Source organism: Aequorivita capsosiphonis DSM 23843, from assembly GCF_000429125.1.
Lineage (GTDB): Bacteria > Bacteroidota > Bacteroidia > Flavobacteriales > Flavobacteriaceae > Aequorivita > Aequorivita capsosiphonis.
In genome coordinates this window covers 260,372-287,351 of sequence record NZ_AUBG01000007.1, presented here as the reverse complement: position 1 = coordinate 287,351, position 26,980 = coordinate 260,372, and the positions used below count along the sequence as shown (strand labels likewise).

Here is a 26,980-nt window from a genome sequence, read left to right as displayed (position 1 = left end):
ATACCTTACTTTTGGACTCGAAAATCAAAATAAATTATGGCAGATTATAAAGCACTTGAGGATTTGGTAATTCAAGTTCGAAGAGATATTTTAAGACAAGTACACAAAGTAAATTCCGGGCATCCAGGAGGATCACTAGGTTGTGCCGAATTTTTCGTAGCACTCTATAACGAACTGATGGAACGCAATGACGATTTTACCATGGACGGGAAGAATGAGGATCTTTTCTTTCTTTCGAACGGACATATTTCACCAGTCTTTTACAGTGTACTAGCAAGATCCGGATATTTTCCAGTAGAAGAATTAAACACGTTCCGCCTCTTAAACTCTCGTTTACAAGGACACCCAACTACTCATGAAGGCTTACCTGGTATTCGCATTGCCTCAGGTTCTTTGGGTCAAGGTATTTCCGCATCCATTGGCGCAGCCTTGACCAAAAAACTCAATAAGGACACCCATTTGGTTTATACACTCTGTGGGGATGGCGAATTACAGGAAGGTCAAAACTGGGAAGCAATTATGTATGCTGCCGGAAATAAAGTTGACAATCTAATAGTAAGTGTTGATTTAAACGGCCAGCAAATTGACGGTTCCACTGACCATGTACTTCCCATGGGAAATGTAAAGGCAAAATTTGAAGCTTTTGGTTGGGATGTGATGGATATTGAAAAAGGGAATGATTTAAAAGCTATTATTTCCGGAATGAAAAAAGCCAAGGAAAAGACAGGTAATGGAAAACCAGTCTGCGTATTACTACATACAGTAATGGGTAACGGAGTTGATTTTATGATGCACACTCACGCTTGGCACGGAAAAGCGCCAAACGACCAACAACTGGAAGATGCGCTTTCACAAAACCCAGTGACTTTGGGAGATTATTAGTCCCCCTAACCCCCGAAAGGGGAACACCTACTAAAATGAAACAACTAATTTAAATTCAAACCCGTCAGAAGCCCCTCCTTAGGAGGGGTTGGGGAGGCTTATGAAAAAATATACAGATACAGGCAAAAAAGATACACGTTCAGGGTTCGGTGACGGACTTACAGAACTCGGAAAGAAAAACAAAGATGTTGTCGCACTTTGTGCAGACCTTACCGGTTCTTTAAAAATGGACGAATTCAAGGAAAATCATCCGGAGCGTTTCTTTCAGGTTGGGATTGCTGAAGCAAATATGATTGGGATGGCAGCAGGGATGACCATTGGAGGAAAAATTCCTTTTACCGGAACTTTTGCCAATTTTTCCACGGGAAGAGTTTATGATCAAATTAGACAAAGCGTGGCATATAGCGGTAAAAATGTGAAGATCTGTGCATCTCACGCTGGTTTGACTTTAGGTGAAGATGGAGCAACCCATCAAATTCTTGAAGACATTGGTTTGATGAAGATGCTTCCAGGAATGACTGTTATCAACACTTGTGACTACAATCAAACAAAAGCAGCAACTATTGCTATTGCCGATTTTGAAGGACCGGTTTACCTTCGTTTTGGAAGACCAAAAGTGGCGAATTTTACTCCAGCAGACCAAAACTTTCAAATTGGAAAGGCTGTTCAACTTCAGGAAGGTACAGACGTTACTATTGTTGCAACTGGACATTTAGTGTGGGAAGCACTAGAAGCTGCCAAAACCTTAAATGAAAATGGAGTAACAGCAGATGTAATAAACATCCACACCATAAAGCCTCTTGATGCTGAAGCAATTATCAAGAGCGTTAAAAAAACAGGTTGCGTTGTCACTGCTGAAGAGCATAACTTTTTAGGGGGACTAGGAGAAAGCGTAGCAAGACTGCTATCTACTCAGCATCCAGCTCCGCAAGAATTTATAGCTACTCAAGACACTTTTGGAGAATCTGGAACTCCAGAGCAGCTAATGGATAAATACGGCCTAAACGCTGCGGCAATTGTAAATGCTGTAACTAAAGTAACGGCGCGTAAGTAAAGCAGGAATTCGTTACAAGTTAAAACACAAAAAAGCCCCAATCTCAAACTGAGTGGGGCTTTTTTAATACTGTTAATCTAATTTCGAAAGATCTTAAATCGTATCATCCAAATAATCTGGAGTACCGTTTCCATTGGTATCTGGAAAGAAAATTTCACCATCAATTATTTCAATTTCGAACTTAGTGAGTCTGCCATCTCCATCATCGTCGTTGTCTAAATAATTTGGCAATCCGTTTCCGTCGGTATCATCATCAAACAAATATTGATTGTTGTTCAGGTCTTCCATATATGATGGAATACCGTCTCCGTCGTGATCTGCTACTTCGGAAGCAAATAACTGAAAAGAGAAAATAAGTTGACCATAAGCGTCTAGATCACCGCGAGAAGACTGGAAATAACCCAGGCCAGATGGTATAAACACCGCTCCAATTCCAAAATCCTCGAAAGACAAGGTACCGTCAGGATTTGTTATAGGTTCGCCAACCGCGCCTTTAAATTCTATTAAAGCTTGCTGGAGCCCTCGTATGACCCCTACCTCTTGTGCCGATTTTCCATTCACAAGATTTAGTTTAATCGGAATCACAGAGCTATCAAACAAATCTAAATTCATCAACCTACCATCATAGGTAGTTGTTGTATAGTCAGAAAAATGCGGCCGTTCTCCTCCACCTTCACGCACTTTTAGAAGATATAGTTTATAATCAACATCTGTATCGAAAATATCATTAACAACCTTAGAAGTAACTTGCTCAATCAAAGGCGTTTTTGAGGCGTTTTCGCCAGCAATGGTATCGAACTTTATTTTGAAGTTATTTGGATCAGCATCAAAATCTTCGTAATTATAGAAATGCGTTTCTAGGAACGCTTCAATTTCTGCTTGAGCCCGAATAGCTTCTTCTCCACGATCTCTTGGGGGGATCGGCGCCGGCCCATCATCATCATCCTTTTTACAGGAAACTGTAACAACAAGCATTACAATTAAAAGTGCAAATCCGTATTTAATTTTCATCATCATTAGGTTTTTGAGGCCGCAAGATACAATTTTCCACTATTTTTGCACACCACATTAACTTTGTTTTTAGGGTAATAATATGAGGATTGATAAATATTTATGGTGTATTCGGTATTTTAAAACCAGAAGCATAGCTACCCAAGCTTGTAAGAAAGGTTCGGTTCGCGTAAATGGCGATATTGTTAAACCCTCTCGCGATGTTTATCCGGGTGATAATATTACCTTACGAAAGAATCAGATAAACTATCAAATAGAAGTTTTGGATCTTCCCCCAAGTAGAGTTGGCGCAAAACTGGTCGATCTTTACCGAAAGGACGCTACTCCCAAAGAAGCTTTTGAAACGAATGAAATGTTGCAATATGCCAAAACCTATTACAGAAAAAAAGGGGTTGGCAGGCCTACAAAAAAAGACAGAAGAGATTTGGACGATTTTACCGAATCTACCGATGACGAAAACGAAGTATAAAACCATTTAAAAAACGTCAGATGCAAGAAACAAATACCGTAATTCTAGACAAAAAAGAAATAGCCCACAAAATAAAGCGTATTGCATATCAAATCTATGAAACTAATGTAGATGAAAAGATGGTTGTAATAGCTGGTATCTTGGACAATGGCTTTATTCTTGCTAAAAAGATAAAATTGGAGTTGGAAAAAATTTCTCCAATAAAGGTTTTACTCTGCGAAGTGGTTATCGATAAAAAAAATCCGATAAAAGGAGTTAGCACCTCGCTGAAAGAAGATGAATACAAAAACAAATCCATTCTTTTGGTAGATGATGTTCTTCATTCGGGAACCACGCTTATATACGCCGTGAAGCATTTCTTGGAAGTTCCTTTAAAGCAATTTAAAACAGCTGTCTTAGTAGATAGGAATCATAAAAAGTATCCTATTAAAGCCGATTTTAAAGGGATTTCGCTTTCAACTTCATTAAACGAGAACGTGTCAGTCATTTTCGAAAAAAATAACGATAGAGCAATCTTAGAATAGTTTTAAAACTATCTTCTCCACCGTTTCTTCTATGTTTTCAGGTATAGTTTCAACCACATACTTCGATTGGTTGTAATAATAAACTCTTTCAAAAAGATGCTTTCTAAGAAAGTCATTCAGATCATCCCGTGTTTTTAGATGTGCCAATAAGGGTCTGCTTTCTTTTTCAAGAAACAGCCTAGAGGTTAAAACGTCAAGAGGCGTTTTTAAATATATCGTCATCAGGTCTGCTTTCGTCATAAAGGCCATGTTATCTCCATAGCAGGGTGTACCACCACCAGTAGCCAGAACGTAACTCTCAGACTGCGAGAGAAGTTTTTTTAAGACTTCACTTTCGATTCTTCTAAAATAGATTTCTCCTTTTTTAGAAAAAATTTCTGAAATAGAAGTATTCGTCTGTTTTTCAATTTCAGTGTCCAAATCCATAAAAGGAATTCCTAAAACCTCGGCCAGTTTCTTTCCGACAGTCGATTTTCCACTTCCCATATAGCCTATCAATACAATTTTCATATCCTTTTAAAGTTCAGTTTTGGAGATTTAAGAATGGAAAAAACATCCAATTTTGCAATATTTTCATCCATTCCACAAAATTAGAGTAAAAAATGGATTTGTGACCCCCTGTTTTTCAGCGTTTTTGAAATTTCTTTAAATTTTATTCAATTTCGTTTTGAAAGTATAATTTAATGATAGTATATTTGCACCCGCCTACCAAGAGATAGGCTAGCATAAAAAGGAAGACCTGGTAGCTCAGTTGGTAGAGCACCTCCCTTTTAAGGAGGTGGTCCTGGGTTCGAGCCCCAGCCAGGTCACAAAAAGTTAAGCCCACGGTTTAACTTTTTTTGTTTACAACATTTTCTGCGATGTGTAAACATAACATATAAGTATCCACCCGGGTGCTGGAATTGGTAGACAGGCATGGTTGAGGGCCATGTGTCCTCAGGACGTGTGGGTTCAAGTCCCATTCCGGGTACGATAAAACCCTGCTAAAGCCTTATTTAGCTGGGGTTTTTCTTTTCTAGAGTAACATTATAGCAACACTAATTGCTGCAATCAATTTTTACATCCCATCAAGAGCTGTATTAATTGGTCGTCTTTTTGTAACATTTGGTTTTTCTAATCTTTCAAATGCCAGTAGAAGATTCTCCATTTCCACTTTTAAGTAATTAGGATCCTGAGAGCGTTTTACTATTTCGGACTTTTCCACTAATTGCAACTCGTTTGGAATTCTTAACCAAATTGAATTGTCCATCATCTTTATAAAAATGATTTTAATTTGAGGCTCGAAAACCTCTTGAAATAATTGGTACATATTAAAATTAATTTAATGTTAGCTGGCAATGTAGAACACTATATTCGCTAAAGCTGTGACCAGTAAAAACGGATCATTTCCGACCTAATTTAATTCAATAAAGATTTACTCCTGAAGATGGGATCAATTCTAATTTACTTCGTAGCTAGAAATAGCTAAATGTGTTTAAAGAAATTATTTTTTTTATAAACAGTCTCACTTCTTTTTATTACTTTAACCCATTAATTCTAAAAAGAAAATTCTGTGGTCAGAACTCAATTTGGCATAAAGGATCTCGAAAACCTTTCTAACGTGAAAGCCCACACCATTAGGATTTGGGAGAAACGCTACAATCTTCTTGAGCCCGACCGTACTGATACTAACATCAGAAAATACGACCTCGAAAATCTAAAAAAGCTACTGAACATTGCCTACCTCTACAATGCTGGACATAAAATATCAAAGCTGGCAAGTTTAGATGCAGCACAGATTCAAGCCTTAATCAAAAAAAATATAAACGGCCTCGATTCTGAATATATGCTGAATATATTTAAATCGGCTATGTTTGAATTTGACGGGAAGCTATTTGATGAGACACTAAAAAAACTCTTAGAAAAAAAATCCTTTTCTGAAATATTTACAGAAGTATTTATCCCGCTTCTTAATGAAATGGGCATTCTGTGGCATTCCGGAACTATTGATCCTTCGCACGAGCATTTCATTTCAGAAAAAATAAAACACACTATCATTAGATTTTCGGAACCACCGAATATAGAAACTACTGAAGATAATAAACAAATCTTTGCCCTCTACCTCCCCTATAAAGAAATGCACGAAATTGGTCTCTTATACGCCAATTACGAACTTCTTTCCGCCGGGCTCCCTACTATTTTTTTAGGCCCCAATATTCCTTTGGAAAGCTTAGTTCACGTGTTAAAGACGAAAACAAAAGTAATATTCGTAACCTACTTTACGGTACAACCAGAAAATGATAACCTTCAAAAATATCTAAAGGACTTTCAAAATGAGGTGTGTTCCAAAGGGGATTGTGAACTTTGGGTTTTAGGCCACAAATCAGGTGGAAATACTAAAAACACAAAAAATGTTAAGTTCTTTCAAGAAATAAAACATTTCTTAGGTGAAGTGGAAAAGAAACATAAAAATTGATTTTCAACAATTTACGGTTCTTTAGTTACTTCAAAATTAAAGTAAACTTCTCTTAGACAAGCACACTTAGTATTGCAATACAAAAAATAAATTCTGGAAAATTCATTTTTGTTTAAATAAAATGTATTTTTGTTAAACACTATGGAAAAGAATATTGCAGTTATTGGTTCTGGTTTCTCTTCACTGGCCGCTTCTTGCTATTTGGCACAAGCTGGATACAGAGTCACTATTTATGAAAAAAACCAAACTATTGGAGGCCGGGCACGACAACTTAAAAAAGACGGTTTTACATTTGATATGGGTCCCACTTGGTACTGGATGCCCGATGTTTTTGAAAGATTCTTCTCAGACTTCGGAAAAACTCCTTCAGATTATTATGAATTAGAAAAACTAAATCCAGCCTATCGCGTTTATTTTGGGAAGGACGACTTTATCACTATAGAAGACACACTCGAAAAAATTAGCGCCGCTTTCGAAAAGGAAGAGCCGGGAAGCTCTATTAAGCTAAATAAGTTTATTGCGCAGGCCCTGGACAACTACAATATCGCTATAAAAGATTTGGTATATAGACCGGGGGTTTCTCCTTTGGAATTGGTTACTACCAAAACCATGAAGAAAATCGGGCAGTTTTTTGGTACTATAAGTAAAGAGGTTCGCCATGAGTTTACGAACCCCAGACTAATTTCGATTTTAGAGTTTCCAGTTTTATTTTTGGGAGCGAAACCTTCCAATACACCCGCTTTTTATAGTTTTATGAACTATGCAGATTTCGGACTTGGAACCTTTCATCCAAAAAATGGCATGTATTCTGTAGTGAATGGTATAAAATCACTCGCTGAGGAGTTAGGAGTTGTAATAAAAACCAATCAAAATGTTGAAAAAATCCAAGTTGAAAAAGGAAATGTTTCAAAGCTAAATGTGAATGGCGATGAATTAAAAGTTGATCTCGTTTTAAGCGGTGCCGATTACCACCATACCGAAAGCCTACTGGAAAAAGAATTCCGCCAGTATTCGGAAAGCTATTGGGAAAATAAAACCTTTGCTCCTTCCGCCCTACTCTTTTACGTCGGTTTCGACAAAAATATCAAGCATGTAGATCATCATACTCTTTTCTTCGATGTTGATTTTAAAAAACATTCCGAAGAAATCTACGATTCACCCCAATGGCCTGAATCTCCACTCTTTTACGCCAGTTTTCCTTCTAAAACGGATAGAAGTGTTTCCCCCGAAGGAAAGGAGGCAGGTATATTTCTAATTCCCCTAGCTCCAGGATTAGAAGATACTCCTGAAATTCGGGAAGAATACTTCGAAAAAATAATGGCACGATTCGAAAAAATCACCAACCAAGAGGTTAGAAAAAACATTACATTTAGAGAATCATTCTGTATAAATGATTTTGTTTCAGATTATAATAGTTATAAAGGAAATGCCTACGGCCTTGCAAACACATTGTTGCAAACGGCTTTTTTAAGACCTAAATTAAAAAGTGGAAAAGTAAAAAATCTATTTTTTACCGGACAACTTACTGTGCCTGGCCCCGGAGTGCCACCCGCGCTTATCTCAGGAAAATTAGTAGCGGGATTAATCGAAAAAGAAACTAAAATTTGAAACAACTTTTTGACATAGTATCTGAGAAATGCAGCAAGAACGTTACTGAAACATACAGTACATCGTTTTCGCTAGCTACGCGTATGTTGGGTCCAGCTATTCGTCAGGATATTTATAATATTTATGGCTTCGTTCGTTTTGCTGATGAAATAGTAGATTCATTTCATGAATACGATAAAGAGCTGCTCCTAAATCGCTTTGAAGCCTCCTTAGAAGACGCGCTGAAAGATCGCATCAGTCTTAACCCCATATTGAATTCCTTTCAAGCAACAGTCCACAAATACAATATCGATAAAGCGTTAATTGCTAACTTTATGTCCAGTATGCGACTTGATTTAAGCAAACAAGTTTATACCACCCAACAGGAGTTTAATGATTACATCTATGGATCTGCGGACGTTGTGGGTTTGATGTGCTTAAAAGTTTTTGTGAAAGGTGACAACCAAAAATACAATGAATTAAAGGAGGGAGCTATGAATTTAGGCTCGGCCTTTCAAAAGGTAAACTTTTTGAGAGATTTAAAAGAAGATTTTGAAAACCTGAGTAGATCATACTTTCCAAACACCAATCTAAATGCACTGGATGAAACTTCCAAAGAAAAAATAATTCAGGAAATTGAAGAAAACTTCAGCAAGGGCTATCAAGGTATCTTGCTTTTGCCACACGATTCAAAACTCGGTGTATTTGTGGCTTACAGGTACTATAAAAGATTACTTAAAAAACTTCAGCAAACTCCCGCAACCGAAATAAAAAATGCTCGAATTCGTGTACCAAATGTTGAAAAAATAGGTTTATTAACGCGTAGCTATGTGAAATATCAATTAAATTTGGTAAAATAATCGATGCGAGGTGCTGGATGACAGAGGACAGATTCCAAATATTAATAAATGAAATATCAAATACCGAATTAACAAATAACAATGACAACGCTTCTCTGGATATTAATATTTATTACCACTTTCTGTATTATGGAGTTTATGGCGTGGTTTACGCATAAATATGTGATGCACGGATTTCTGTGGAAACTGCACAAAGATCATCATCATAAGGATCACGGCAGTTGGTGGGAACGTAACGATTATTTTTTTCTGTTTTATGCCTTGGTAAGCATTAGTTGTTTTGTGGGTTGGAGCTATTATGGGTTTTGGGCTGGACTACCTATTGGTTTGGGAATATTCGCTTATGGATTAGCCTATTTCTTTGTTCACGATATTTTTATACACCAGCGGTTTAGATTGTTCCGAAATGCCAACAATTGGTATTCTCGCGGAATAAGAAGAGCGCATAAAATGCACCACAAACATCTTGGTAAGGAAGAAGGAGAATGCTTCGGAATGCTTTTTCCACCCCTAAAATATTTTAAAAAATAAAATGTGTGGCACTTTTACCTTTTGCTCAACCTAGCTTCGCTTAGCATTCCTTTCTTATTTAGTTTCCATCCTAAACTAAAGTTTTATAAACTCTGGAAATACTTCTTTCCAGCTACATTTATAATGATGGCTTTCTTCGTTTCTTGGGATATCATATTTACACAAAACGCCTTTTGGGGATTTAACGAAACCTATCTTTTAGGAATCACTTTCGCGAAGCTTCCGTTAGAGGAATGGCTCTTCTTTATTTGTATTCCCTACGCCTGTCTTTTTACGATATATTCCTTAAAAAAGCTACTTCCCAAGTTTCGTTTTTCGAATAAAACTACTGATATCATTTACTTTTCGTTACAAACTATTCTAATTGTGACACTGCTCTATAATTACAATCGTTGGTACACCGCAATTAATTTTACTTATGCAATCATTTTATTAGGTTTGGTTTTTAATTATAAAAAAGAAGCTTTAAATGTTTTCTTTCCAGTGTTTTTGATCCTTCTGACACCCTTTTTTATCATAAATGGATATCTCACTGGCAGTTGGATTGACGAACCAGTAGTGTGGTATAATGATGCTGAAAATCTTGGGATACGGATAGGCACCGTTCCTATTGAAGATAGCGTGTATGCACTCAGCATGCAACTTACTGTATTTGTTTTGATGGAACGATTTCAGGAAAAGTATGCATTGAAAAATTAGACTTTGAATTTCTTCCTATTGAAATATTTGCAACTAAACATTGGAAAAATATAGAAACAATTGATTCGAGCTTGTGAATTGAATTGGTTTTTATATTACATTTAATCTTAAAAATTATTGATTATGATGCATCCAAAAACAGAACTGAAACTAATCAATGAAGAGATTGGCTATGGAGTTGTTGCGAAAGAATTTATTCCGGCCGGCACAATAACTTGGGCTTTAGACGAGCTTGACCGTGAATTCACTCCTGCGCAGTATCAGGAAATGAAACGGCTATACCGCGATATCCTAGAAACTTATTGCTATCGAAATAATAAAGGAAACCTAGTGCTTTGCTGGGATTATGGACGTTATGTAAACCACAGTTTTAAAAGCAATTGTCTTTCTACAGCGTACGATTTTGAAATTGCTATCCGCGATATCCAGCCTGGAGAAGAACTCACGGACGATTATGGATATCTAAATGTCTCACTACCATTCAGAGGAATTAATGAAGGAACTCGCCGTAAAACAGTTTATCCTGATGATCTTCTAAAGCAATATAAAAATTGGGACAAAGTACTAGTAAGGAATTTCCCGAAAATAACTCAAGTAGCTCAACCCTTAAAGTCGCTTCTTAAAACTGAGTTATGGGATGAAGTTGTAGAAATAGCAGCAGGTAGAAAAGAAATGGACTCAATATTAAACAATCATTTTTCAGGTTAATCTTAGTGCTTTACTTCGCTAGTAGCTTATCAAGTAAAGCTCTCATCTTTTTGCTATTCCAATCTGCAGCACCTGTTTCCTCAATGACAATTTCCCCAGATTTCGAAATTAAATAAGTGGTTGGCAAGGCATTGGATTCAAGGGCTACGGGAGCTTTATAGCTTTGGAGAAAAATCGGTAAGCTATATCCGTTTTTATCCATAAACTTTTTGACCTTATCGGGTCCTTCAGAAGTAACAAAATAGAAATCTACTTTTTCGCCATAACTATCGTACAATTTCTGAAACGAAGGCATTTCCGCCACGCACGGCGGACACCAAGTAGCCCAAAAGTTGATGACCATAACTTTCCCTTTGGATTCTGATAGATATATGGCTCCTTCATCTAATTTGCTAAGATTCCAGTTGTAATCTTCAAGTGTTTCCCGTTTGTCCTCAGCTTTTTCAGATGGAGAAAAAGAAACCAGTCTTTGTACAAAAACCTGAATAGGCATACGGGTTTGTGGAATAATCAACAGCGCCAAAAACACAAAGAACAGAATATTGCTCCAATTTTTCTTTAGAAAGGGAATCATAGTTTTATGGTATAAAAAAACCTCAAAGGTCAGATTGCTATTTGTTGCGCAATGACACTTTGAGGTTTAAGAATTTATAATTTAAATTAAGCGTTCTGCTTTTTAATCAAGTTTAAAGCTGAACCTTCACGATACCATTTAATTTGTGCATCGTTATAAGTATGGTTCACTTTTATAGAATCTTTGCTACCATCTTTATGAACAATCTCAATAGTTAATGGCGTGTTCTCGGCAAATTCAGCAATATCTACAAAGTTAAAGGTATCATCTTCCTGAATCAAATCGTAATCTGCTTCATTGGAAAAAGTAAGCCCTAGCATCCCTTGTTTTTTCAAGTTTGTTTCGTGAATACGTGCAAAAGATTTCACCAATACGGCCGCTACACCCAAAAATCTTGGTTGCATAGCTGCGTGCTCACGAGAAGAACCTTCCCCATAGTTATGATCACCCACAACTATAGTTTTAACACCTTTAGCCTTGTATTCGCGTTGTACATCTGGCACACCGCCGTAATCGCCTGTGAATTGATTTTTTACAAAATTTGTCTTTTTGTTAAAAGCATTAATGGCCCCAATCAAGGTATTGTTTGAAATATTGTCCAAATGCCCACGGTAACGCAACCAAGGTCCCGCCATTGAAATATGGTCAGTGGTACATTTTCCGAAAGCTTTAATCAACAATTTCACACCTTGCAATTCAGAATCTTTGATAGGCTCAAATGGTTCCAACAATTCAAGACGTTCACTCTCTGAAGCTACTTTAACTTCAACAGAACTTCCGTCTTCCTTTGGCGCCAAATAACCATTCTCGTCCACCTCAAATCCTTTTGGGGGAAGTTCAAGACCAACAGGTTCATCTAGTTTCACTTCCTCTCCATCTTCATTCAGCAAAGTGTCATTCATTGGGTCGAAATCCAGACGGCCAGAGATTGCGATTGCGGCAACCATTTCTGGAGAACCTACAAAAGCGTGTGTATTTGGATTCCCATCGGCACGTTTTGAAAAGTTTCTGTTGAAAGAATGTACAATGGTGTTCTTTTCCTCTCCTTTTCTATCGCTTCTATCCCACTGACCAATACAAGGTCCGCAAGCGTTTGTAAATATTGTTGCACCAAGACTTTCAAAAACATCTAAAAGTCCGTCACGTTGTGCAGTAAAACGAATCTGTTCGGATCCAGGATTAATACCCAAATCACTTTTTGGTATTAACTTTTTATCGATTGCCTGTTGTGCAATGGAGGCGGCACGTGTTAAATCTTCATAAGAAGAGTTTGTACAAGAACCTATCAAGCCCCAATCTACCTTTATTGGCCAATCATTTTTAGTTGCTTTTTCACCAAGTTGCCCAACCGGAGTCGCCAAATCTGGAGTAAAAGGACCATTTAAATGCGGACGTAAGGTATCCAGGTCAATTTCAATTACCTGATCAAAGTATTTTTCAGGATCTGCATAAACTTCATCATCACCTGTTAAATGTTCTCGTACTTTATTCGCTTCGTCAGCGATGTCCGCACGGTCAGTGGCACGTAGAAAACGTTCCATAGATTCATCATAACCGAAAGTTGAAGTTGTTGCACCAATCTCGGCGCCCATATTACAAATGGTTCCTTTTCCTGTACAAGACAGGTTTTTGGCACCTGGTCCAAAATATTCAACAATTGCACCCGTACCACCTTTTACGGTTAGAATACCAGCCACTTTTAAGATAACATCTTTGGAAGCTGTCCAGCCATTAAGAGAACCTGTTAATTTTACACCAATTAATTTCGGGAATTTAAGTTCCCAAGGCATTCCTGCCATAACATCTACAGCATCTGCTCCACCAACACCAATGGCAACCATTCCTAAACCACCAGCATTCACTGTATGGCTATCGGTACCAATCATCATTCCTCCAGGAAATGCATAGTTTTCAAGAACTACTTGGTGGATGATTCCTGCTCCAGGCTTCCAAAACCCGATTCCAAATTTATTGGAAACAGACTCAAGAAAGTCAAAAACTTCGTTACTGGTTTCGTTTGCACGCTTTAAATCGGCCACCGCGCCTTGTTTAGCTTGGATAAGATGATCACAGTGAACCGTAGTGGGAACTGCAACATTTTTCTTTCCAGCTTGCATAAATTGCAAAAGAGCCATTTGTGCAGTTGCATCTTGGCAAGCTATTCTATCTGGAGCGAACTCTACATAGTCTTTTCCTCTTTGAAAGACTTTGTTTGGATTGCCGTCCCAAAGATGGGAGTATAATATTTTTTCGGAAAGTGTAAGCGGTTTTCCAGTGATTTCACGTGCTTTATCAACTCGTTCTGCCATCTGGGCATAAACCTTTTTAATCATGTCAATATCAAATGCCATTCTTGTAATTTTTAGTTATTTCGAAGTAATATGCCAACCAACAAGGGTCCACATAAAGTGTCGCAAAATTACAAAATTTTGAAATAATTAAAAAATATTTAATGAAATAGGTTTATCGATATGTATAATTCAAAAAATAGCAATATCTATTGAATTATATTATCAAATAATGAATTTTAAATAGGAAAAAATAAGAAATTCCGAAATATAAAGAAATACTGTTTTCTTAAAAGAGGCCTTTTATAATATCCTCGATACTTAAGCCCTCGGCTTCGGCCTTATAATTCTTGATCAATCGATGTCTAAGAATTCCTATAGCGGCTTTTTGAACATCCTCTATGTCAGGAGAAAATTTTCCGTGTAGCACGGCATTTGTCTTAGCTGCCAGAATTAAATTTTGTGAGGCTCTAGGTCCAGCGCCCCAATCTATATAGTTTTTTACTGTTTCTGTGGCTGTACTGCTATTCGGGCGCGTTTTTCCGACTAAGCTAACGGCGTATTCTACTACATTGTCTGCAACCGGAATTCGTCTTATCAAATGCTGGAAATCTATAATTTCTTGCGCAGTAAAAAGCGAGTTTACTTTTTGGGTTTCTCCTGCGGTGGTTTGCTTTACAACTTCAACTTCTTCAGAAAAAGAAGGATATTCAAGATTGATGGCAAACATAAAACGGTCCAACTGAGCTTCTGGGAGTGGATAGGTTCCTTCCTGCTCAATTGGGTTTTGGGTGGCCAAAACAAAGTAAGGTAAATCTAATTTGTAATTATGTCCGGCAACTGTAACGGAGCGTTCTTGCATCGCCTCCAAAAGAGCTGCTTGGGTTTTTGGTGGAGTACGGTTTATTTCGTCTGCAAGGATAATATTTGAAAAGATGGGACCTTTAATAAACTTAAACTCTCGGTTCTGATCTAAAATTTCAGAACCCAAGATATCACTTGGCATTAAGTCTGGAGTAAATTGAATTCTTTTAAACTCCAAGCCCAAGGCCTGTGCAACGGTGTTCACCAACAAGGTTTTCGCAAGTCCAGGAACGCCAATAAGCAATGCGTGACCGCCAGAGAATACAGCCAGCAATACTTGCTCTACCACCTCATCTTGACCTACAATTACTTTTTTTATTTCTTGCCTAAGGGCATTGTACTTTGAAACCAGTTGTGAAACTGCTGCAACGTCTGACATATTGTATTCTATATTTTTATTTCAACCAATTTCCGGCAAAATCACAGTCGTGGTAATCCTTATTGATGCTAATATACGTATCTTTTATCTTTTCATTTTGCCACTTATCGATAACCCGGATTTGTTTTTCACGAAGCGCCAATTGCTTGATGCGTTCGTAATCCTTTGAATAATCTGCTTGGTGTTCGGGATACTTCTTTGTAACGGTAAATAGTTTTAAACTACTTTTTCCTGTTCGGTCGCGATCAGTGTACACTTTTGAAACTTCACCTTCATCTAAATTATAAACTTGTGCACTTAAGGTTGGATCCATTTTGGTCAAATCAAATTTCGTGTCGAAGTTGACAGGATTAACCAATTGCCCACCATTATTTCTCGTTTCCTTATCATCTGAAAATTTACGTGCGGCCTCAGCAAAAGTCATCTCACCAGAGTCTATTTTAGATTTAATATCTTCTATTTCTGTTTGTGCCTCGTCTATAGATTTCTGTGAAACATCTGGAAACATCAGGATATGTCTTACATCTACTTCTTGACCGCGAATTTTTTCAACATAAAGAATATGATATCCAAATTCCGTTTCAAAAGGTTCGCTTATCTCGCCTTCCAATAGTGAAAACGCGTGATCCTTAAATTCTTTTGCCCATGGAGAATCTCTTGTCACACCTGCGTAAAGACCTCCTTTGGAAGCAGACCCAGGATCTTTTGAGTACAATACCGCCTTCGTAGAAAAACTTGCTCCATTGTCAAGAATATCTGCTCTAATAGAATTCAACCTCGCTATAACCTCATCTTTTGCTTTCTGTGTTATTTCTGGCTCTATCACTATTTGGGCAATCTCTATCTCAGCACTAAATACCGGGCGTTCTTCTTCTGGAATTGCAAAGAAAAATGTTCTTACCTCTTCCGGAGTTATTTCAACTTTTTCAATTACTTTATCCTGCATCATTCTACCAAGTTTAAGGCTCTTATTTGCTTCAAAAAGCTCCGTCCTTAATTCGGCTATATTATCTTTTCTGTAATAGGCAGCAACTTTTTCCTCACTACCCAGTTCACTTATCATATATTGTAACTGTTGGTCTATCATCCCGTTGATTTCGGCATCTGCAACCACCAAACTGTCTTGTTTCGCTTGATGTGTGTAAAGCTTATCTTCCATCAATTTCCCCATTAATTGGCAACGGGTAATATCTTCAACAGATATTCCCTGTGACTGCATCTCCACATAGGCTTTGTCTATATCACTATCTAAGATTACGAATTCTCCAACTACTGCACTTACGCCCTCGGCTTTATACCTTTTAAAAGGCTTTAAAGTATCGCGTTGTATGGTTTGTTGCACAATAAGTGAATCATTGTCCTGTACCACCCCCAGACTGTCTGGCTCCAAGACAACCTGTGCTTGCACCATGGCCGAAGAAAGTAGCATTATCAATAAAAATTTATTCATTTTTATAGATTTCAAAATTATTTGTTTCAATTGCATCTTTTGTAATATCTTTTTCTAATTTTTTAATCAGTTCAAGCTTTCTTTTATTCAAAATTATTTGTTTCAAAGTTGGCTTTACGTAGGAAAATGGTGCTGTATCATTGGGATTTAGCACATTTTCAATTTTCACCAAATATACCCCTAATGAGTCTTGCAATTGTGAAAAATTGGATTTTTTTAACACTTGGTCATTATTCTCCTTTAGGATGGGTAAAACATGAAGTAACACGTCTTTTCTTATCCACGTAGAGTCATTAAAGTTTGAAGTAATAAACTGATAATTGTGACTGTGTAAGGAAGCACTATCCTTTTCATTATAACGGTCTAATTTTTCCCTTACTGCTTGTAAACCCTCAAATTTCAATGGCAATTGCACGTACCGCATCTTGACAAGCATATCCTTTTGCTTGAAGTTTTCTTTATTGTTTGCGTAATACGACTCATACTCTTGGGCGCTAATCACACTATCCAACTGTTTATCTACAATTACATTTTTATAAGCCTCCGTTAGTAAATCGGTTTTATATTCGCTAACCAACTTATCATATTGCTCTAGCTGTTCTGGAGACAAGTTAATGTTTGCTTGACCAATGAGCAGTTGTTGGGTAGCCCAACGATTGATATAATTGTTTACGATTAGCGTGCTGTCTTCAGGTGAAGTATTTCCAGTGGTTAAATCTTTTATATCTTCTTCATACAAGTATTTGTCGTTCACACGGGCAATCACATTCTTCTCAGTTTCCTTTTTGAAATAATCACAGGAAACCAATATTGCACTTAATACTATAATATAAAAGATATTCCGAATCACTTAAGTTCTTTCTTAACGCGCTTAAGCGTTTTTTTGTTTATCTCAACTTTGTATTTTGAATGTAAGTTATGCATCCAAGATTTTTCTATATCGTTTTGATAGTTGCTCAACACCCTACCTTTAACGTCATCAAGAGCTTTTACACCCGGCGCAATAATTTCCTTAATATTTACAACAACAAAGGAATCATTACTTGGGTAGATATCTGAAGTACCATCCTTTATCTTAAGATTCTTTGGAAGTTCTTCTTGATCTACTTCAAAAACACCTCGAGTAATCAAAACGTTCACTTTATCATCTGCGTTTAAAGTTGCTTTAATTTCATCAGAACTCTTTCCTTCAGCCAACATTTTTTGAATCTGTTGCGCGCTCATTTGAGAAGTGGCAGCATATATATCTGCATCAATACGTTGTTTCCATTGGTAGTTTTCCTTCGTTTTATTGTAATATTCCTGAAGACCTATCGAATCGTTCTTTCCTTTTTCCCAAATATTTTTTTCCATCACGTCGAAAATCAAAAGTCCATCGCGGTACTCGCTTAATATACCAGCATAATTTTCATCTTCAACCTCAAGTCTTTCCTTAAAATAATTTTTCAAAGCCATTGTCTCAAATTCATTATAGAAATCACTCAATAAGGTTTCTTTGGTATTATAAGGTCTTGCAGTTCTTTGGCGTTCTTCAATATATTTCGCAAAATCTGAATAAGTTATTGTTTTATCGCCAATAGTAAAAAGAGTTTTGTTTTGTTCTTTAGAAATTGGTGTCATAACCCATCTTCTTTTTAAAATATCATCTCCCAAATAGGTTTCAAAAAATGGCGAGTAACTTTCCCCTTCCTGAAAACCGTACTTGTCTTTTATGGTTTGGTTAACTGCGTGGATTACAACCTTGGAGCGATCTCCTTCTCCAACTTTTTTCTCCAATTTTACCCGTTGTTGCTCAAAAGTTTCGGGTTTTAACTTTTCATCTAAGCGAATGATGTGCCATCCAAAATCAGTTTTTATTGGCTCGCTAATGTCACCTGGATTTTGAAGCGCAAAAGCAGCAGTTTCAAAATCTGAAGACCGTAAATCGCCTTTGGAAAAAGGCTTCAACTTTCCATTGTGTATGGCAGAGTTTCGATCGTCTGAAAACTGCTTTGCCAGACTTTCAAAAGACTCTCCTTGTTTAATCAATGTCGCAATCTCATTGATACGCTCTTTTGGGTTAAAATCTCTGGCACCTTTTTTATCGGAAATCATAATATGTGAAACCACAATCTTAGGTGGAGCAAGTCTTCTATCATTTACCTTGAGTATATGATATCCAAAACTGGTGCGGATTATATTTGAAATCTCACCTACTTTGGTATTATAAGCAGCGTTTTCAAAAGGATAAACCATAGAGAACGCTGTAAAATAGCCTAACTCACCTCCTCTTTCCTTAGAACCTGGCTCTTCTGAATATTTTTTGGCCAAGGCTTTAAAGTCTTCCCCTTGAAGTGCTTTTTCACGAATAGATTTAATTTTATTATATGCTTTTAAAGTATCCTGAGGCACTGCTTCGTAATCTACAGCAATCAATATATGTGTCGCGTTAATCTGTTCTTTACTGCGCTCAAAGGCTTCTTTCGCCATATCTTCGGTGATTTTATCTTCGTAAAGATAACTTCGAGAGAGCTGGTCGCGGTATTTTAAAAATTCGCTTTTATATTCGGGCTCCTTATCCAAACCTTGGGCTTCCGCCTCGGCTATTTTCAATTTGTAGTCAATAAATAGATCAAGGTATCCGTCAATATCCTTTTTGGAATCGTCCTGAACCAAATCTAAATTCTTTTTATAAACTCGTTTGAATTCGCTTGCATAGACGGGCTTGCCATCTATGGTCATCAGCACTTCTTTTTTGTCTTGTGAAAAAACCGTTGTGGCGCATAAGAGAGCCAAAATGAATACAGAAATTAAATTTTTCATCTTATAGAATAATTGAATATTTATATTTTTTATGAAGCGTCGCAAAAATAGCAAAAAGCTTTGGGAACTAATAACAGAAAGACAAACGAATTTAATATAATTATAGTGTAGCCAGCTTTTTAAAATATTCCTGGAAATATTTAACTTGCGCCATTAGTTCTAAAGAAGGTGCTAATTTATTTTTAAAACAAAAAATTATTTTCAAATAAATATTTAAAATGACTGAAAGAGTAAAACTAATATGGGATTTTCGCGGCCCAAATGCGCAGCACATCGCAGTGCATCACGCAAAACATTTAGGTGAGTATGTTGCAACAGAAAAATTACAAAATACCATTATTGGAGATGAGGAGTTAAGCCCCGTGCATCATACTGCTTTTTTGGTAGTTGAAAAATCCCTAATGGACAGCCTAAGAGAAACTTTAAAGCCAACGCGCGGACAGCTATATGATTAGGGTTTACATTAATGGACTTGGAAAAAATATTTTAAGAACTGATGCATGGTATACGTTAATACAGGGTTCATTTTTCACAAACGTTTAGGGCGCTCTGTTTATTTGCAATATTTATAGTAATATTGCGCTCATAATATCATTAAATATAAATATCATGAAATTTTTAAAAATTGCTATACTCTTCATTGGCTTAACAACTTTCGCTCAAGGAAAAGTGGGTGCTGTAGATGTTGAGTACATTCTGTCTAAGATGCCAGAAATGGTCCAAGTTCAAAAGGAGATGGGCGCATATGGAAAAACACTGGATGTTGATCTAAATAAGAAAGTGGATGCATATAAAATACTTGTGAACGAATATAAGGCTAGCGAATCAACACTAAACGCAGAACAAAAGCAAGAAAAACAAATTGCCATAATGGATATGGAAGAGGATATCCAAAAATTTAGGCAAAATGGGGCAAAGCTTATGGAAATTAAAAAAACGGAAGCTCTTAAACCTCTGTACAAGAAGATAGGGGTGGCCTTAGAAAAAGTTGCCGGAGAACAGAACTACAGCCAAGTTACTCAAACTACGCCAGATCTTGTTTATTTAGATCCAGACTATGACCTTACCGTGCCAATTCTATTGGAGCTTGGAATAAAACTGGAAGAGGGAGAATAATCATTCAACTTTTAGTTTAAAGAAATTTAAAACGCAAAGTCTCTGGCTTCGCGTTTTTTTTTATGGAATCAAGGCAAACCGTTTTCCATCTTCAAAATTAGGCTGTGCAAATAATTAGGCTTCATATACAACCTCAATCAGAAAAAGTACTTTGTAAAATTAGCTGTGATAAATCACTATTTTAAAGCACCGATTATTTCATTATGATAAAACTTCTCTGCGATAATAAACGAAAATAGCGTCAGGAAAACCCCAACGCTATAACGTTTTATTAATAAGTCAGATTTCTACCAACTACCTGCAACCGTCTAAATTCTCTATCTACTATAATTTGGAGATTCTTTAGTTATGGTTACATCGTGTGGATGGCTTTCTGCAATTCCAGAAAATGTGATTTTTACAAACTTGCCGTTTTCTTTTAAGGTTTCAATATTCTTGGCGCCACAATAACCCATACCCGCTCTAAGCCCACCGATAAACTGGGTCATACTTTCAAGCAATTCTCCTTTATAAGGCACGCGTCCCACAATCCCTTCGGGAACAAGTTTTTTAATATCGTCTTCAACATCTTGGAAATAACGATCCTTACTACCTTGTTTCATCGCTTCTACCGAACCCATTCCTCGATATGCTTTATATTTTCTTCCTTCGTAAATAATAGTTTCCCCCGGAGATTCCTTTGTTCCAGCTAACAGGGAGCCGAGCATTACGCAATCGGCACCAGCAGCAATAGCCTTCGGAATATCTCCGGTATATCTAATTCCTCCATCTGCAATTACGGGAACTCCAGTTCCCTTTAAAGCTGCAGCAACCTCCAGCACTGCTGAAAATTGTGGAAACCCAACGCCGGCAACCACTCTTGTAGTACAAATTGAACCTGGTCCAATCCCAACCTTTACAGCATCTGCGCCAGCTTCAACCAAATATTTTGCAGCTTCAGCCGTGGCTATATTACCTACAATCACATCCAATTCTGGAAATCGTTCCTTAACTTGTTTTAAAACTTCAACAACTCCTCTGGTATGACCGTGAGCAGTGTCGATAATTACTGCATCAATCTGTGCATTTACTAAAGCTTCCGCTCTTTCAACCGCGTCAGCTGTTACGCCAAGAGCTGCGGCAACGCGAAGTCTTCCGTACTGATCTTTATTGGCACTGGGCTTCTGGGTAAGTTTGGTTATATCTCTAAAGGTAATTAGTCCTAAAAGTTTCCCGTGATCGTCAACTACTGGTAATTTCTCTATTTTATTTTTTTGAAGTATTATCTCAGCCTGTTTTAAGGATGTTCCTTGTGCAACGGTTACCAGATTCTCTTGCGTCATCACTTCCAACAAAGGACGCTTTAAGTCTTTTTCAAAACGCAAATCACGATTGGTAACAATACCGATCAACCTTCCTTCCTGATCTGTAATAGGAATCCCGCCAATGCTATATTCACGCATTGTTTTTTGAGCATCACCTACGGTATTTTCTTTATGAAGTGTCACCGGATCGATTATCATGCCACTCTCGGCACGTTTCACTTTTCTTACTTCGGCAGCTTGTTGCTCGATGCTCATGTTTTTATGAAGCACACCAATACCACCTTCACGAGCAATGGCAATGGCCATGGCACTTTCGGTAACGGTATCCATAGCAGCTGAGACGATAGGTACATTAAGAGTAATGTTTCGAGAAAATTTTGTAGTAATAGAAACTTCGCGTGGTAAAACTTCAGAATAGGCAGGCACTAAAAGTACGTCGTCGTAAGTAAGACCTTCCCCAATAATTTTGTTGTCGTGTGCAATCATAGCAATTAATTTAGTATCCGAGGCTTAACGCCAGAAGTGACAGGATCGGAATGTAGTAATGGATTAATTGCGTGCAAATGTACTATAAAAACTTTATTTATTTTCGCAACACTTCAGTTAACTTTAAGGATTGCTTTAAAATTATTTTACGGAAACTTCCAGCTGATGCCTATACTGCAGTCTCGCAACTCCAGCCCATTGCAATAATAAGGTTTTTTCATCTTCGGAAAGAGCACCGTGAAGCAAGCTATAAGACCACAGGGGCATTTTATCATCCTCAATCATTTCTAGAACCTCTTCCAATTTGTGATCTTTCTTTTTTATGGAGTATTGCTGCCAAGCCGAAACATTGAAATGTTTTTTTCCTTCCTTGATATGATCGCTTAACCAAAGGGAAAGTGGGGCAATTTCAGCATACCAAGGATATTGGGTTTGGGCGCTGTGGCAGTCGTAACAATTTTCTTTTAGAATAACGGAAACTTTTGAAGATGTTCTCGTTTCGGTTTCAAATAAAGTGACACTTTCGTAGCCTTCTGCATTTTTATCTGGGCGAATAAATTGAATTATCACCAAAGCAACAAGTGCCAAAATGAAAATTGTCCTTGTAACTTTCTGCCAAGACATTAGTTTTTAATAGAACTTAAATAGGAAATAATAGACTTCCGAATATCTCCAGGAGTTTCATTTTCCTCGGGAGTATAAATATTTTCAACGCCTTCGTTTTCAGGAGTCAAAAAAGGGATATCTAAACCTTTTAGCAAGAAATCGCTAATGGCAACGGTATACGTTTTTTTGTCAGAAATGGTTTTATTGTCCATTTGCCAAGCACCCATTTCGTTTTTGGAAATATTATATCGCTGTAAATAGGCTCCTTCGCCAGTACTCGATTGTCCAAAATCTAAAACTTCTTTTAAAAGCTTACCTGTTAAATCAACTTTTAGCACACTTCCTCCGAAAGGAAGAATTCTAAAAATATCGGTACTGGTAATGTCACCTACTAATCTATCATCAATTCTTATGGATCCACCATTAACAATAGCCCCAGCCACAGTGTCATTGTAAGCATAAGCCATGGACCGCGCAATAAGCTTTCCTAAGTTGGTTTGTTTGCTTCTGTTGGCGGTATCTGTCCCGTCTAACGGACGATCCGCGTGATATATTACCTCTTCAGGCTTCTCTATTACTTCCTTAAGTTTCTGATCCAATAGCTCCGTCCACTTGTTAACAACCCGTTCTACTTTAGCGGAAGGCGCTATTTTGTCCGTCACCATCATTAATTCAGAATTAATATAGAGGTATTTAGTACGCAAGTTATAAATAATGGTGTGCACGTATATACTTTTTGCATTGGCGTCTGCCTTGGCAATAATGGTCCTTCCTTCTTTTTCAAGCATATTATAATGCTCATGACCACCCATAATTAGTGGAAGGGAGCGAATGTGTTTTGCTATTTCTATGTCTTCGTCAAGAGAAACATGAGTCAAACCAACCACAAAATCAGATTTTTGAATTGCAAGATCATAGGCACGTTTTGCGTTTGTATAAATATCACCATAGTACACATACTCTTTCGGGTTAGATGGTAAAGTAACGCCAAATACGCCAAACTTAATTTTATTACCATCGGCATCCGTGGCATTAAAGGTGGAGTAATCTGACGTGGGAACGTTGGAGTAATCCCATTTTGTGCTAAAAGGCATAACACCTTTTTCTGTAACGTGACGCACATTTGCGGAGGTCCAAGTAAAATTAGACTCATTCAATCTTTTTTGCAAATCCTTTTCACTAAGATCAAATTCATGGTTTCCGAATGTAACCAGATCAATCTGCATAGCATTAAGCACCTCGACCATTTGCTTGCCGTTCGTACGTTCGCCATCTACCTTAACGGTTCCCAATAAAGAAGGGTTTAGAAAGTCGCCTGCCAAAAATAAATACGTATTTGGAAATTGTTCCTTAATGGAATCACGAATATGTGCCACACGTGCGAGCCCGCCATATTCTCCGCCATTTAGAGGGGCAATTTCATAAACATCGTTCATTTGGACAAACTTAAGTGTCACTGCTCCTGCGCCTTTAACGGGATCTTCAGGAGCGAGTTGAAGTATTTCACAACCGGAAATAAAATATCCCGCAATAGCTAAAATTAAAAATTTTTTCATTTAATGATATTTGGTAAAAATTTTTGTTGCTTCATTGTGCGCGCTCTCAAAAGACATTGGGTGAATGTTACACGAAATTTTTTCAGCGGTAAAGTAGCTGAGCATTTTTTCGGTTGGCATATTTCCTGTCAATTCATCTTTTGCCATTGGGCAACCTCCAAAACCCTGTATAGCACCGTCAAATCTACGGCAACCTGCTTTATAGGCTGCATCAACTTTTTCATGCCAAGCGTTTGGTGTGGTGTGCAAATGTGCACCAAATTCTATGTGGGGATATCTGGGGATCAAGTTACTAAATAAATATGAAATAATATCAGGTGTAGATGTACCAACTGTATCGCTTAAGGAAAGAATTTTAACTCCCATTGCCGAAAGCCGCTCCGTCCACTCACCTACTATTTCAACATTCCAAGGATCTCCATAAGGATTTCCAAAGCCCATGGAGAGATATGCAACCACCTCCTTATTGTTTTTATGGGCTAGGTTTAAAATATCTTGAAGCAAAACCAAAGACTCTGCAATTGTTTTGTGCGTATTACGCATTTGGAAATTTTCAGAAATAGAAAACGGATAGCCTAAATAATCAATCTCAGAATGTTTTACGGCGTCTTCAGCACCGCGCAAATTGGCGATAATAGCAAGAAATTTGCTATTTGTTGCTGAAAGATCGAGTTTTGAAAGAACCTCTGAAGTGTCCTGCATTTGTGGAATTGCCTTAGGCGAAACAAAGCTCCCAAAATCAATGGTATCAAAACCACAGCGTAAAAGCGACTGTATATATTTTACTTTTTCCGCTGTAGGAATCCAATCTCTGATACCTTGCATGGCATCTCGTGGACATTCTATTATTTTTACGTGTTGCATTGGCTCAAAGATAGTAATTCCTATGAAGGCAGGAATCTTTCAATTTTAAAAAAGAACAAATTTACGGTAGCAAAATAAATATCGCTATTCCAAGGAAAACAAATATTTGCATCCATTTTAAAAAAGTCGCCACATTTTTCCATTCCAAAATTAAAGATGAAATTCGCCCAGCTGCCATTGCAATCATGCTAAAGGTGATAAATGAAAGCACCATAAAGATAATTCCCAAAACATAGAATTGCAAAACCGTATTTCCTTCCTTATTCCAAAGAAAGCCTGGGAAAAATGCCAAAAAAAATATCAGTACTTTCGGGTTTACCAAGTTCATGATAACGCCCGTTTTAAAAAGCTGTAAATATGATTTTTTTGGAGCCTTTGCAACTATAGAAATATTTTCCTCACTTTTATGAACCTTATATGCCAAATAGACTAAGTAGCAAGCTCCCAAAATTTTAATTGCATAAAACAGTTCTTCCGAAGCTGTAATAATTGCAGAAATACCAAAGGCCAGAAGCGTTGTGTGAACAATGCAACCGCTCATCAAACCAGCAGTTGTAGCAATGCCGCTTTTAGTTCCGTTGACTAAAGATTGCGTAAGAACATAGATATTATCAGGCCCAGGAGAAATGGCGAGCGCAAGGGTGGCGATTGAAAATGAAATTAGTGTTTCTATCATAAAAATTGACGTAAGACCGCTGCGCTATAGGACGTAAGACTTAAGACACTCAAATTATTGAATTCGGGAAATATATAGGGGCGTTTTGAAAGTTATAAAGAGTTGTTACTATACCTTCAACCTTACCGTCCTAAGACCTTTTCAATATTTCTTTATTAATATCTTTTATCAAGCCTGGACCCTCATAAATAAAACCCGTATACAACTGAACCAAACTAGCGCCGGCATCCAATTTTTCCAAGGCATCTTCTGCGGAATGGATTCCGCCTACACCAATAATAGGAAATGCTTTATTACTTTTTTCCGAAAGAAAACGGATTACTTCCGTAGCTCTTTTTGTCAATGGTTTACCGCTTAAGCCGCCCATTTCTTTTTTGTTCTCTGAAGAAATGCCTTCACGGGAAATGGTGGTATTGGTGGCGATTACGCCATCAATTTTTGTTGTGTTCACGATTTCGATAATGTCCAAAAGTTGTTCCTCAGTTAAATCTGGTGCGATTTTTAGGAGAATGGGCTTTCGTTTTGGTTTTGAAGCATTTTTGTTCTGAAGTGTTTGTAACAAATCCGTTAATGGCTTTTTTTCCTGTAAGGCACGCAAGTTTGGCGTGTTTGGCGAACTAACATTTACCACAAAATAATCCACATAATCAAAAAGCGCTTCAAAGCAGATTAGATAATCGCTCACAGCTTCTTCATTGCGGGTTATTTTGTTCTTGCCAATGTTTCCACCAATTAATACATGCCCCTTTTCTCCTACTGCTGGATTTTCCTTTAATCGTTCAACAGCCTCTTCCACGCCCCCATTATTAAAACCCATTCGGTTAATGATGGCTGAATCTTCCTTTAAACGAAACAAACGTGGTTTTTCGTTTCCGGCTTGTGGTTTTGGGGTCACGGTCCCTATTTCAATAAAGCCGAAACCTAGATTGGAAAGTTCTTTGTAAAGCTTTGCGTCTTTATCAAAGCCCGCTGCAAGTCCAACGGGATTTGGGAATTTTAATCCAAAAAGCTCACGTTCCAGTTTTGAATCTTCAATTTTATACGTACTTCGGAAAGCGCTTCCCAAACCAATTTTATTGGAAAACTGAAGCAACGAAAATGTAAAGTGATGTATTTTTTCAGGATCAAAGCTGAAAAATATGGGGCGAATGATGGTTTTGTACATATCTAGGCAAAAATAGAAAACTACCCAAATATAGGGTAGTTTTCATCATGTTTCATTTTAATTAATACTA

Annotated in this window: 27 protein-coding genes and 2 tRNA genes; 14 read left to right on the top strand and 15 right to left on the bottom strand. The window is 37.4% G+C overall.

Annotated elements, in window-relative coordinates:
• The first annotated feature begins 36 nt into the window (after window positions 1-36).
• Together G440_RS0107675 and G440_RS0107670 are read left to right on the top strand one after the other, a co-directional pair.
• Window positions 37-882 carry a transketolase gene (locus G440_RS0107675; protein WP_026450773.1) on the top strand — a complete coding sequence of 282 codons (846 nt, stop codon included), beginning with the start codon at window positions 37-39 and terminating at the stop codon, window positions 880-882.
• 100 nt (window positions 883-982) lie between these two features.
• A complete protein-coding gene (locus tag G440_RS0107670; protein WP_026450772.1) occupies window positions 983-1,936 on the top strand; it encodes a transketolase family protein in 954 nt (317 codons plus the stop codon).
• Window positions 1,937-2,029: 93 nt separating this feature from the next.
• On the opposite strand, the gene G440_RS0107665 is transcribed toward G440_RS0107670, so the two are convergent.
• A complete protein-coding gene (locus G440_RS0107665; RefSeq protein ID WP_245574839.1) occupies window positions 2,030-2,950 on the bottom strand; it encodes an FKBP-type peptidyl-prolyl cis-trans isomerase in 921 nt (306 codons plus the stop codon).
• A 79-nt stretch (window positions 2,951-3,029) separates the two neighbouring features.
• Between G440_RS0107665 and G440_RS0107660 the strand changes: the two genes are divergently transcribed.
• Both G440_RS0107660 and G440_RS0107655 read left to right on the top strand, forming a co-directional pair.
• Window positions 3,030-3,416 (top strand): RNA-binding S4 domain-containing protein, encoded by a 387-nt coding sequence (locus tag G440_RS0107660; protein ID WP_026450770.1) that lies wholly within the window; start codon window positions 3,030-3,032, stop codon window positions 3,414-3,416.
• A gap of 20 nt (window positions 3,417-3,436) precedes the next feature.
• Window positions 3,437-3,940, top strand: a complete 504-nt coding sequence (locus G440_RS0107655) for a phosphoribosyltransferase family protein (RefSeq protein WP_026450769.1) — start codon at window positions 3,437-3,439, stop codon at window positions 3,938-3,940.
• On the opposite strand, the gene G440_RS0107650 is transcribed toward G440_RS0107655, so the two are convergent.
• On the bottom strand, window positions 3,932-4,450 hold the full coding sequence (locus G440_RS0107650; protein ID WP_026450768.1) for a shikimate kinase: 519 nt from the start codon (window positions 4,448-4,450) through the stop codon (window positions 3,932-3,934). The two genes, G440_RS0107655 and G440_RS0107650, sit on opposite strands and share 9 nt — an antisense overlap.
• A gap of 226 nt (window positions 4,451-4,676) precedes the next feature.
• On the opposite strand from G440_RS0107650, the gene G440_RS0107645 reads away from it, so the two are divergent.
• Both G440_RS0107645 and G440_RS0107640 read left to right on the top strand, forming a co-directional pair.
• Window positions 4,677-4,749: transfer RNA gene (locus G440_RS0107645), tRNA-Lys, on the top strand.
• Between the two features lie 78 nt (window positions 4,750-4,827).
• Window positions 4,828-4,910: transfer RNA gene (locus G440_RS0107640), tRNA-Leu, on the top strand.
• Between the two features lie 87 nt (window positions 4,911-4,997).
• On the opposite strand, the gene G440_RS0107635 is transcribed toward G440_RS0107640, so the two are convergent.
• On the bottom strand, window positions 4,998-5,249 hold the full coding sequence (locus G440_RS0107635) for a hypothetical protein (protein WP_026450767.1): 252 nt from the start codon (window positions 5,247-5,249) through the stop codon (window positions 4,998-5,000).
• 243 nt (window positions 5,250-5,492) lie between these two features.
• Between G440_RS0107635 and G440_RS0107630 the strand changes: the two genes are divergently transcribed.
• From G440_RS0107630 to G440_RS0107605, 6 genes are all read left to right on the top strand, one after another.
• A complete protein-coding gene (locus G440_RS0107630) occupies window positions 5,493-6,395 on the top strand; it encodes a MerR family transcriptional regulator (protein ID WP_026450766.1) in 903 nt (300 codons plus the stop codon).
• Between the two features lie 141 nt (window positions 6,396-6,536).
• A complete protein-coding gene (locus G440_RS0107625) occupies window positions 6,537-8,003 on the top strand; it encodes a phytoene desaturase family protein (RefSeq protein ID WP_026450765.1) in 1,467 nt (488 codons plus the stop codon).
• Complete coding sequence (locus G440_RS0107620) at window positions 8,000-8,842, top strand: phytoene/squalene synthase family protein (RefSeq protein ID WP_026450764.1); 843 nt, start codon at window positions 8,000-8,002, stop codon at window positions 8,840-8,842. The genes G440_RS0107625 and G440_RS0107620 overlap by 4 nt, the downstream gene beginning before the upstream one ends.
• An 81-nt stretch (window positions 8,843-8,923) precedes the next feature.
• Window positions 8,924-9,373 (top strand): sterol desaturase family protein, encoded by a 450-nt coding sequence (locus tag G440_RS0107615; protein ID WP_026450763.1) that lies wholly within the window; start codon window positions 8,924-8,926, stop codon window positions 9,371-9,373.
• 3 nt (window positions 9,374-9,376) lie between these two features.
• Window positions 9,377-10,072, top strand: coding sequence for a lycopene cyclase domain-containing protein (locus G440_RS0107610; RefSeq protein WP_026450762.1), 696 nt, complete (start codon window positions 9,377-9,379; stop codon window positions 10,070-10,072).
• 123 nt (window positions 10,073-10,195) lie between these two features.
• Window positions 10,196-10,780, top strand: coding sequence for an SET domain-containing protein (locus G440_RS0107605; protein ID WP_026450761.1), 585 nt, complete (start codon window positions 10,196-10,198; stop codon window positions 10,778-10,780).
• Between the two features lie 10 nt (window positions 10,781-10,790).
• Here the strand turns inward: G440_RS0107605 and G440_RS0107600 are convergent, their stop codons facing one another.
• The 6 genes from G440_RS0107600 to G440_RS0107575 all read right to left on the bottom strand — a co-directional run bounded on the left by G440_RS0107600 (window position 10,791) and on the right by G440_RS0107575 (window position 19,137).
• Entirely contained in the window at window positions 10,791-11,354 is a 564-nt protein-coding gene (locus tag G440_RS0107600; protein ID WP_051285217.1) for a TlpA family protein disulfide reductase, read from the bottom strand.
• A gap of 86 nt (window positions 11,355-11,440) precedes the next feature.
• A complete protein-coding gene (locus G440_RS0107595; protein WP_026450759.1) occupies window positions 11,441-13,705 on the bottom strand; it encodes an aconitate hydratase in 2,265 nt (754 codons plus the stop codon).
• Between the two features lie 226 nt (window positions 13,706-13,931).
• Window positions 13,932-14,885, bottom strand: coding sequence for an AAA family ATPase (locus G440_RS0107590; RefSeq protein ID WP_026450758.1), 954 nt, complete (start codon window positions 14,883-14,885; stop codon window positions 13,932-13,934).
• A 16-nt stretch (window positions 14,886-14,901) separates the two neighbouring features.
• Window positions 14,902-16,335, bottom strand: coding sequence for a peptidylprolyl isomerase (locus tag G440_RS0107585; RefSeq protein WP_245574838.1), 1,434 nt, complete (start codon window positions 16,333-16,335; stop codon window positions 14,902-14,904).
• A complete protein-coding gene (locus tag G440_RS0107580; protein WP_026450756.1) occupies window positions 16,328-17,185 on the bottom strand; it encodes a hypothetical protein in 858 nt (285 codons plus the stop codon). The genes G440_RS0107585 and G440_RS0107580 overlap by 8 nt, the downstream gene beginning before the upstream one ends.
• Complete coding sequence (locus tag G440_RS0107575; RefSeq protein ID WP_026450755.1) at window positions 17,182-19,137, bottom strand: peptidylprolyl isomerase; 1,956 nt, start codon at window positions 19,135-19,137, stop codon at window positions 17,182-17,184. The genes G440_RS0107580 and G440_RS0107575 overlap by 4 nt, the downstream gene beginning before the upstream one ends.
• Window positions 19,138-19,355: 218 nt before the next feature.
• Between G440_RS0107575 and G440_RS0107570 the strand changes: the two genes are divergently transcribed.
• Complete coding sequence (locus G440_RS0107570; protein WP_026450754.1) at window positions 19,356-19,592, top strand: hypothetical protein; 237 nt, start codon at window positions 19,356-19,358, stop codon at window positions 19,590-19,592.
• 154 nt (window positions 19,593-19,746) lie between these two features.
• On the top strand, window positions 19,747-20,253 hold the full coding sequence (locus tag G440_RS0107565) for an OmpH/Skp family outer membrane protein (protein ID WP_026450753.1): 507 nt from the start codon (window positions 19,747-19,749) through the stop codon (window positions 20,251-20,253).
• Between the two features lie 317 nt (window positions 20,254-20,570).
• Here G440_RS0107565 and guaB read toward each other — a convergent pair whose 3' ends face one another.
• From guaB to G440_RS0107535, 6 genes are all read right to left on the bottom strand, one after another.
• Complete coding sequence (gene guaB / locus G440_RS0107560; RefSeq protein ID WP_026450752.1) at window positions 20,571-22,043, bottom strand: IMP dehydrogenase; 1,473 nt, start codon at window positions 22,041-22,043, stop codon at window positions 20,571-20,573.
• A 141-nt stretch (window positions 22,044-22,184) separates the two neighbouring features.
• Window positions 22,185-22,667 carry a heme-binding domain-containing protein gene (locus G440_RS0107555; RefSeq protein ID WP_026450751.1) on the bottom strand — a complete coding sequence of 161 codons (483 nt, stop codon included), beginning with the start codon at window positions 22,665-22,667 and terminating at the stop codon, window positions 22,185-22,187.
• Window positions 22,667-24,205 carry a bifunctional metallophosphatase/5'-nucleotidase gene (locus tag G440_RS0107550; RefSeq protein ID WP_026450750.1) on the bottom strand — a complete coding sequence of 513 codons (1,539 nt, stop codon included), beginning with the start codon at window positions 24,203-24,205 and terminating at the stop codon, window positions 22,667-22,669. The genes G440_RS0107555 and G440_RS0107550 overlap by 1 nt, the downstream gene beginning before the upstream one ends.
• Window positions 24,206-25,069, bottom strand: coding sequence for a hydroxymethylglutaryl-CoA lyase (locus tag G440_RS0107545; protein ID WP_026450749.1), 864 nt, complete (start codon window positions 25,067-25,069; stop codon window positions 24,206-24,208). It abuts the gene before it with no gap.
• A gap of 61 nt (window positions 25,070-25,130) precedes the next feature.
• Entirely contained in the window at window positions 25,131-25,745 is a 615-nt protein-coding gene (locus G440_RS0107540; RefSeq protein ID WP_026450748.1) for a LysE family translocator, read from the bottom strand.
• Between the two features lie 130 nt (window positions 25,746-25,875).
• The gene (locus tag G440_RS0107535) at window positions 25,876-26,910 is read right to left on the bottom strand and encodes a quinone-dependent dihydroorotate dehydrogenase (RefSeq protein ID WP_026450747.1); all 1,035 of its coding nucleotides are present in this window, start codon (window positions 26,908-26,910) and stop codon (window positions 25,876-25,878) included.
• Window positions 26,911-26,980 lie beyond the last annotated feature (70 nt).

Bases quoted from the DNA above. Each gene is read 5' to 3' on its own strand.
- G440_RS0107625 (WP_026450765.1), top strand. From the start codon at position 6,537: ATGGAAAAGAATATTGCAGTTATTGGTTCTGGTTTCTCTTCACTGGCC.
- G440_RS0107555 (WP_026450751.1), bottom strand. From the start codon at position 22,667: ATGTCTTGGCAGAAAGTTACAAGGACAATTTTCATTTTGGCACTTGTT.
- G440_RS0107535 (WP_026450747.1), bottom strand. From the start codon at position 26,910: ATGTACAAAACCATCATTCGCCCCATATTTTTCAGCTTTGATCCTGAA.
- G440_RS0107655 (WP_026450769.1), top strand. From the start codon at position 3,437: ATGCAAGAAACAAATACCGTAATTCTAGACAAAAAAGAAATAGCCCAC.
- G440_RS0107635 (WP_026450767.1), bottom strand. From the start codon at position 5,249: ATGTACCAATTATTTCAAGAGGTTTTCGAGCCTCAAATTAAAATCATT.
- G440_RS0107665 (WP_245574839.1), bottom strand. From the start codon at position 2,950: ATGATGAAAATTAAATACGGATTTGCACTTTTAATTGTAATGCTTGTT.
- G440_RS0107570 (WP_026450754.1), top strand. From the start codon at position 19,356: ATGACTGAAAGAGTAAAACTAATATGGGATTTTCGCGGCCCAAATGCG.
- G440_RS0107585 (WP_245574838.1), bottom strand. From the start codon at position 16,335: ATGAATAAATTTTTATTGATAATGCTACTTTCTTCGGCCATGGTGCAA.
- G440_RS0107670 (WP_026450772.1), top strand. From the start codon at position 983: ATGAAAAAATATACAGATACAGGCAAAAAAGATACACGTTCAGGGTTC.
- G440_RS0107675 (WP_026450773.1), top strand. From the start codon at position 37: ATGGCAGATTATAAAGCACTTGAGGATTTGGTAATTCAAGTTCGAAGA.
- G440_RS0107595 (WP_026450759.1), bottom strand. From the start codon at position 13,705: ATGGCATTTGATATTGACATGATTAAAAAGGTTTATGCCCAGATGGCA.
- G440_RS0107600 (WP_051285217.1), bottom strand. From the start codon at position 11,354: ATGATTCCCTTTCTAAAGAAAAATTGGAGCAATATTCTGTTCTTTGTG.
- G440_RS0107550 (WP_026450750.1), bottom strand. From the start codon at position 24,205: ATGAAAAAATTTTTAATTTTAGCTATTGCGGGATATTTTATTTCCGGT.
- G440_RS0107590 (WP_026450758.1), bottom strand. From the start codon at position 14,885: ATGTCAGACGTTGCAGCAGTTTCACAACTGGTTTCAAAGTACAATGCC.
- guaB (WP_026450752.1), bottom strand. From the start codon at position 22,043: ATGATTGCACACGACAACAAAATTATTGGGGAAGGTCTTACTTACGAC.
- G440_RS0107615 (WP_026450763.1), top strand. From the start codon at position 8,924: ATGACAACGCTTCTCTGGATATTAATATTTATTACCACTTTCTGTATT.
- G440_RS0107545 (WP_026450749.1), bottom strand. From the start codon at position 25,069: ATGCAACACGTAAAAATAATAGAATGTCCACGAGATGCCATGCAAGGT.
- G440_RS0107540 (WP_026450748.1), bottom strand. From the start codon at position 25,745: ATGATAGAAACACTAATTTCATTTTCAATCGCCACCCTTGCGCTCGCC.
- G440_RS0107565 (WP_026450753.1), top strand. From the start codon at position 19,747: ATGAAATTTTTAAAAATTGCTATACTCTTCATTGGCTTAACAACTTTC.
- G440_RS0107660 (WP_026450770.1), top strand. From the start codon at position 3,030: ATGAGGATTGATAAATATTTATGGTGTATTCGGTATTTTAAAACCAGA.
- G440_RS0107575 (WP_026450755.1), bottom strand. From the start codon at position 19,137: ATGAAAAATTTAATTTCTGTATTCATTTTGGCTCTCTTATGCGCCACA.
- G440_RS0107605 (WP_026450761.1), top strand. From the start codon at position 10,196: ATGATGCATCCAAAAACAGAACTGAAACTAATCAATGAAGAGATTGGC.
- G440_RS0107650 (WP_026450768.1), bottom strand. From the start codon at position 4,450: ATGAAAATTGTATTGATAGGCTATATGGGAAGTGGAAAATCGACTGTC.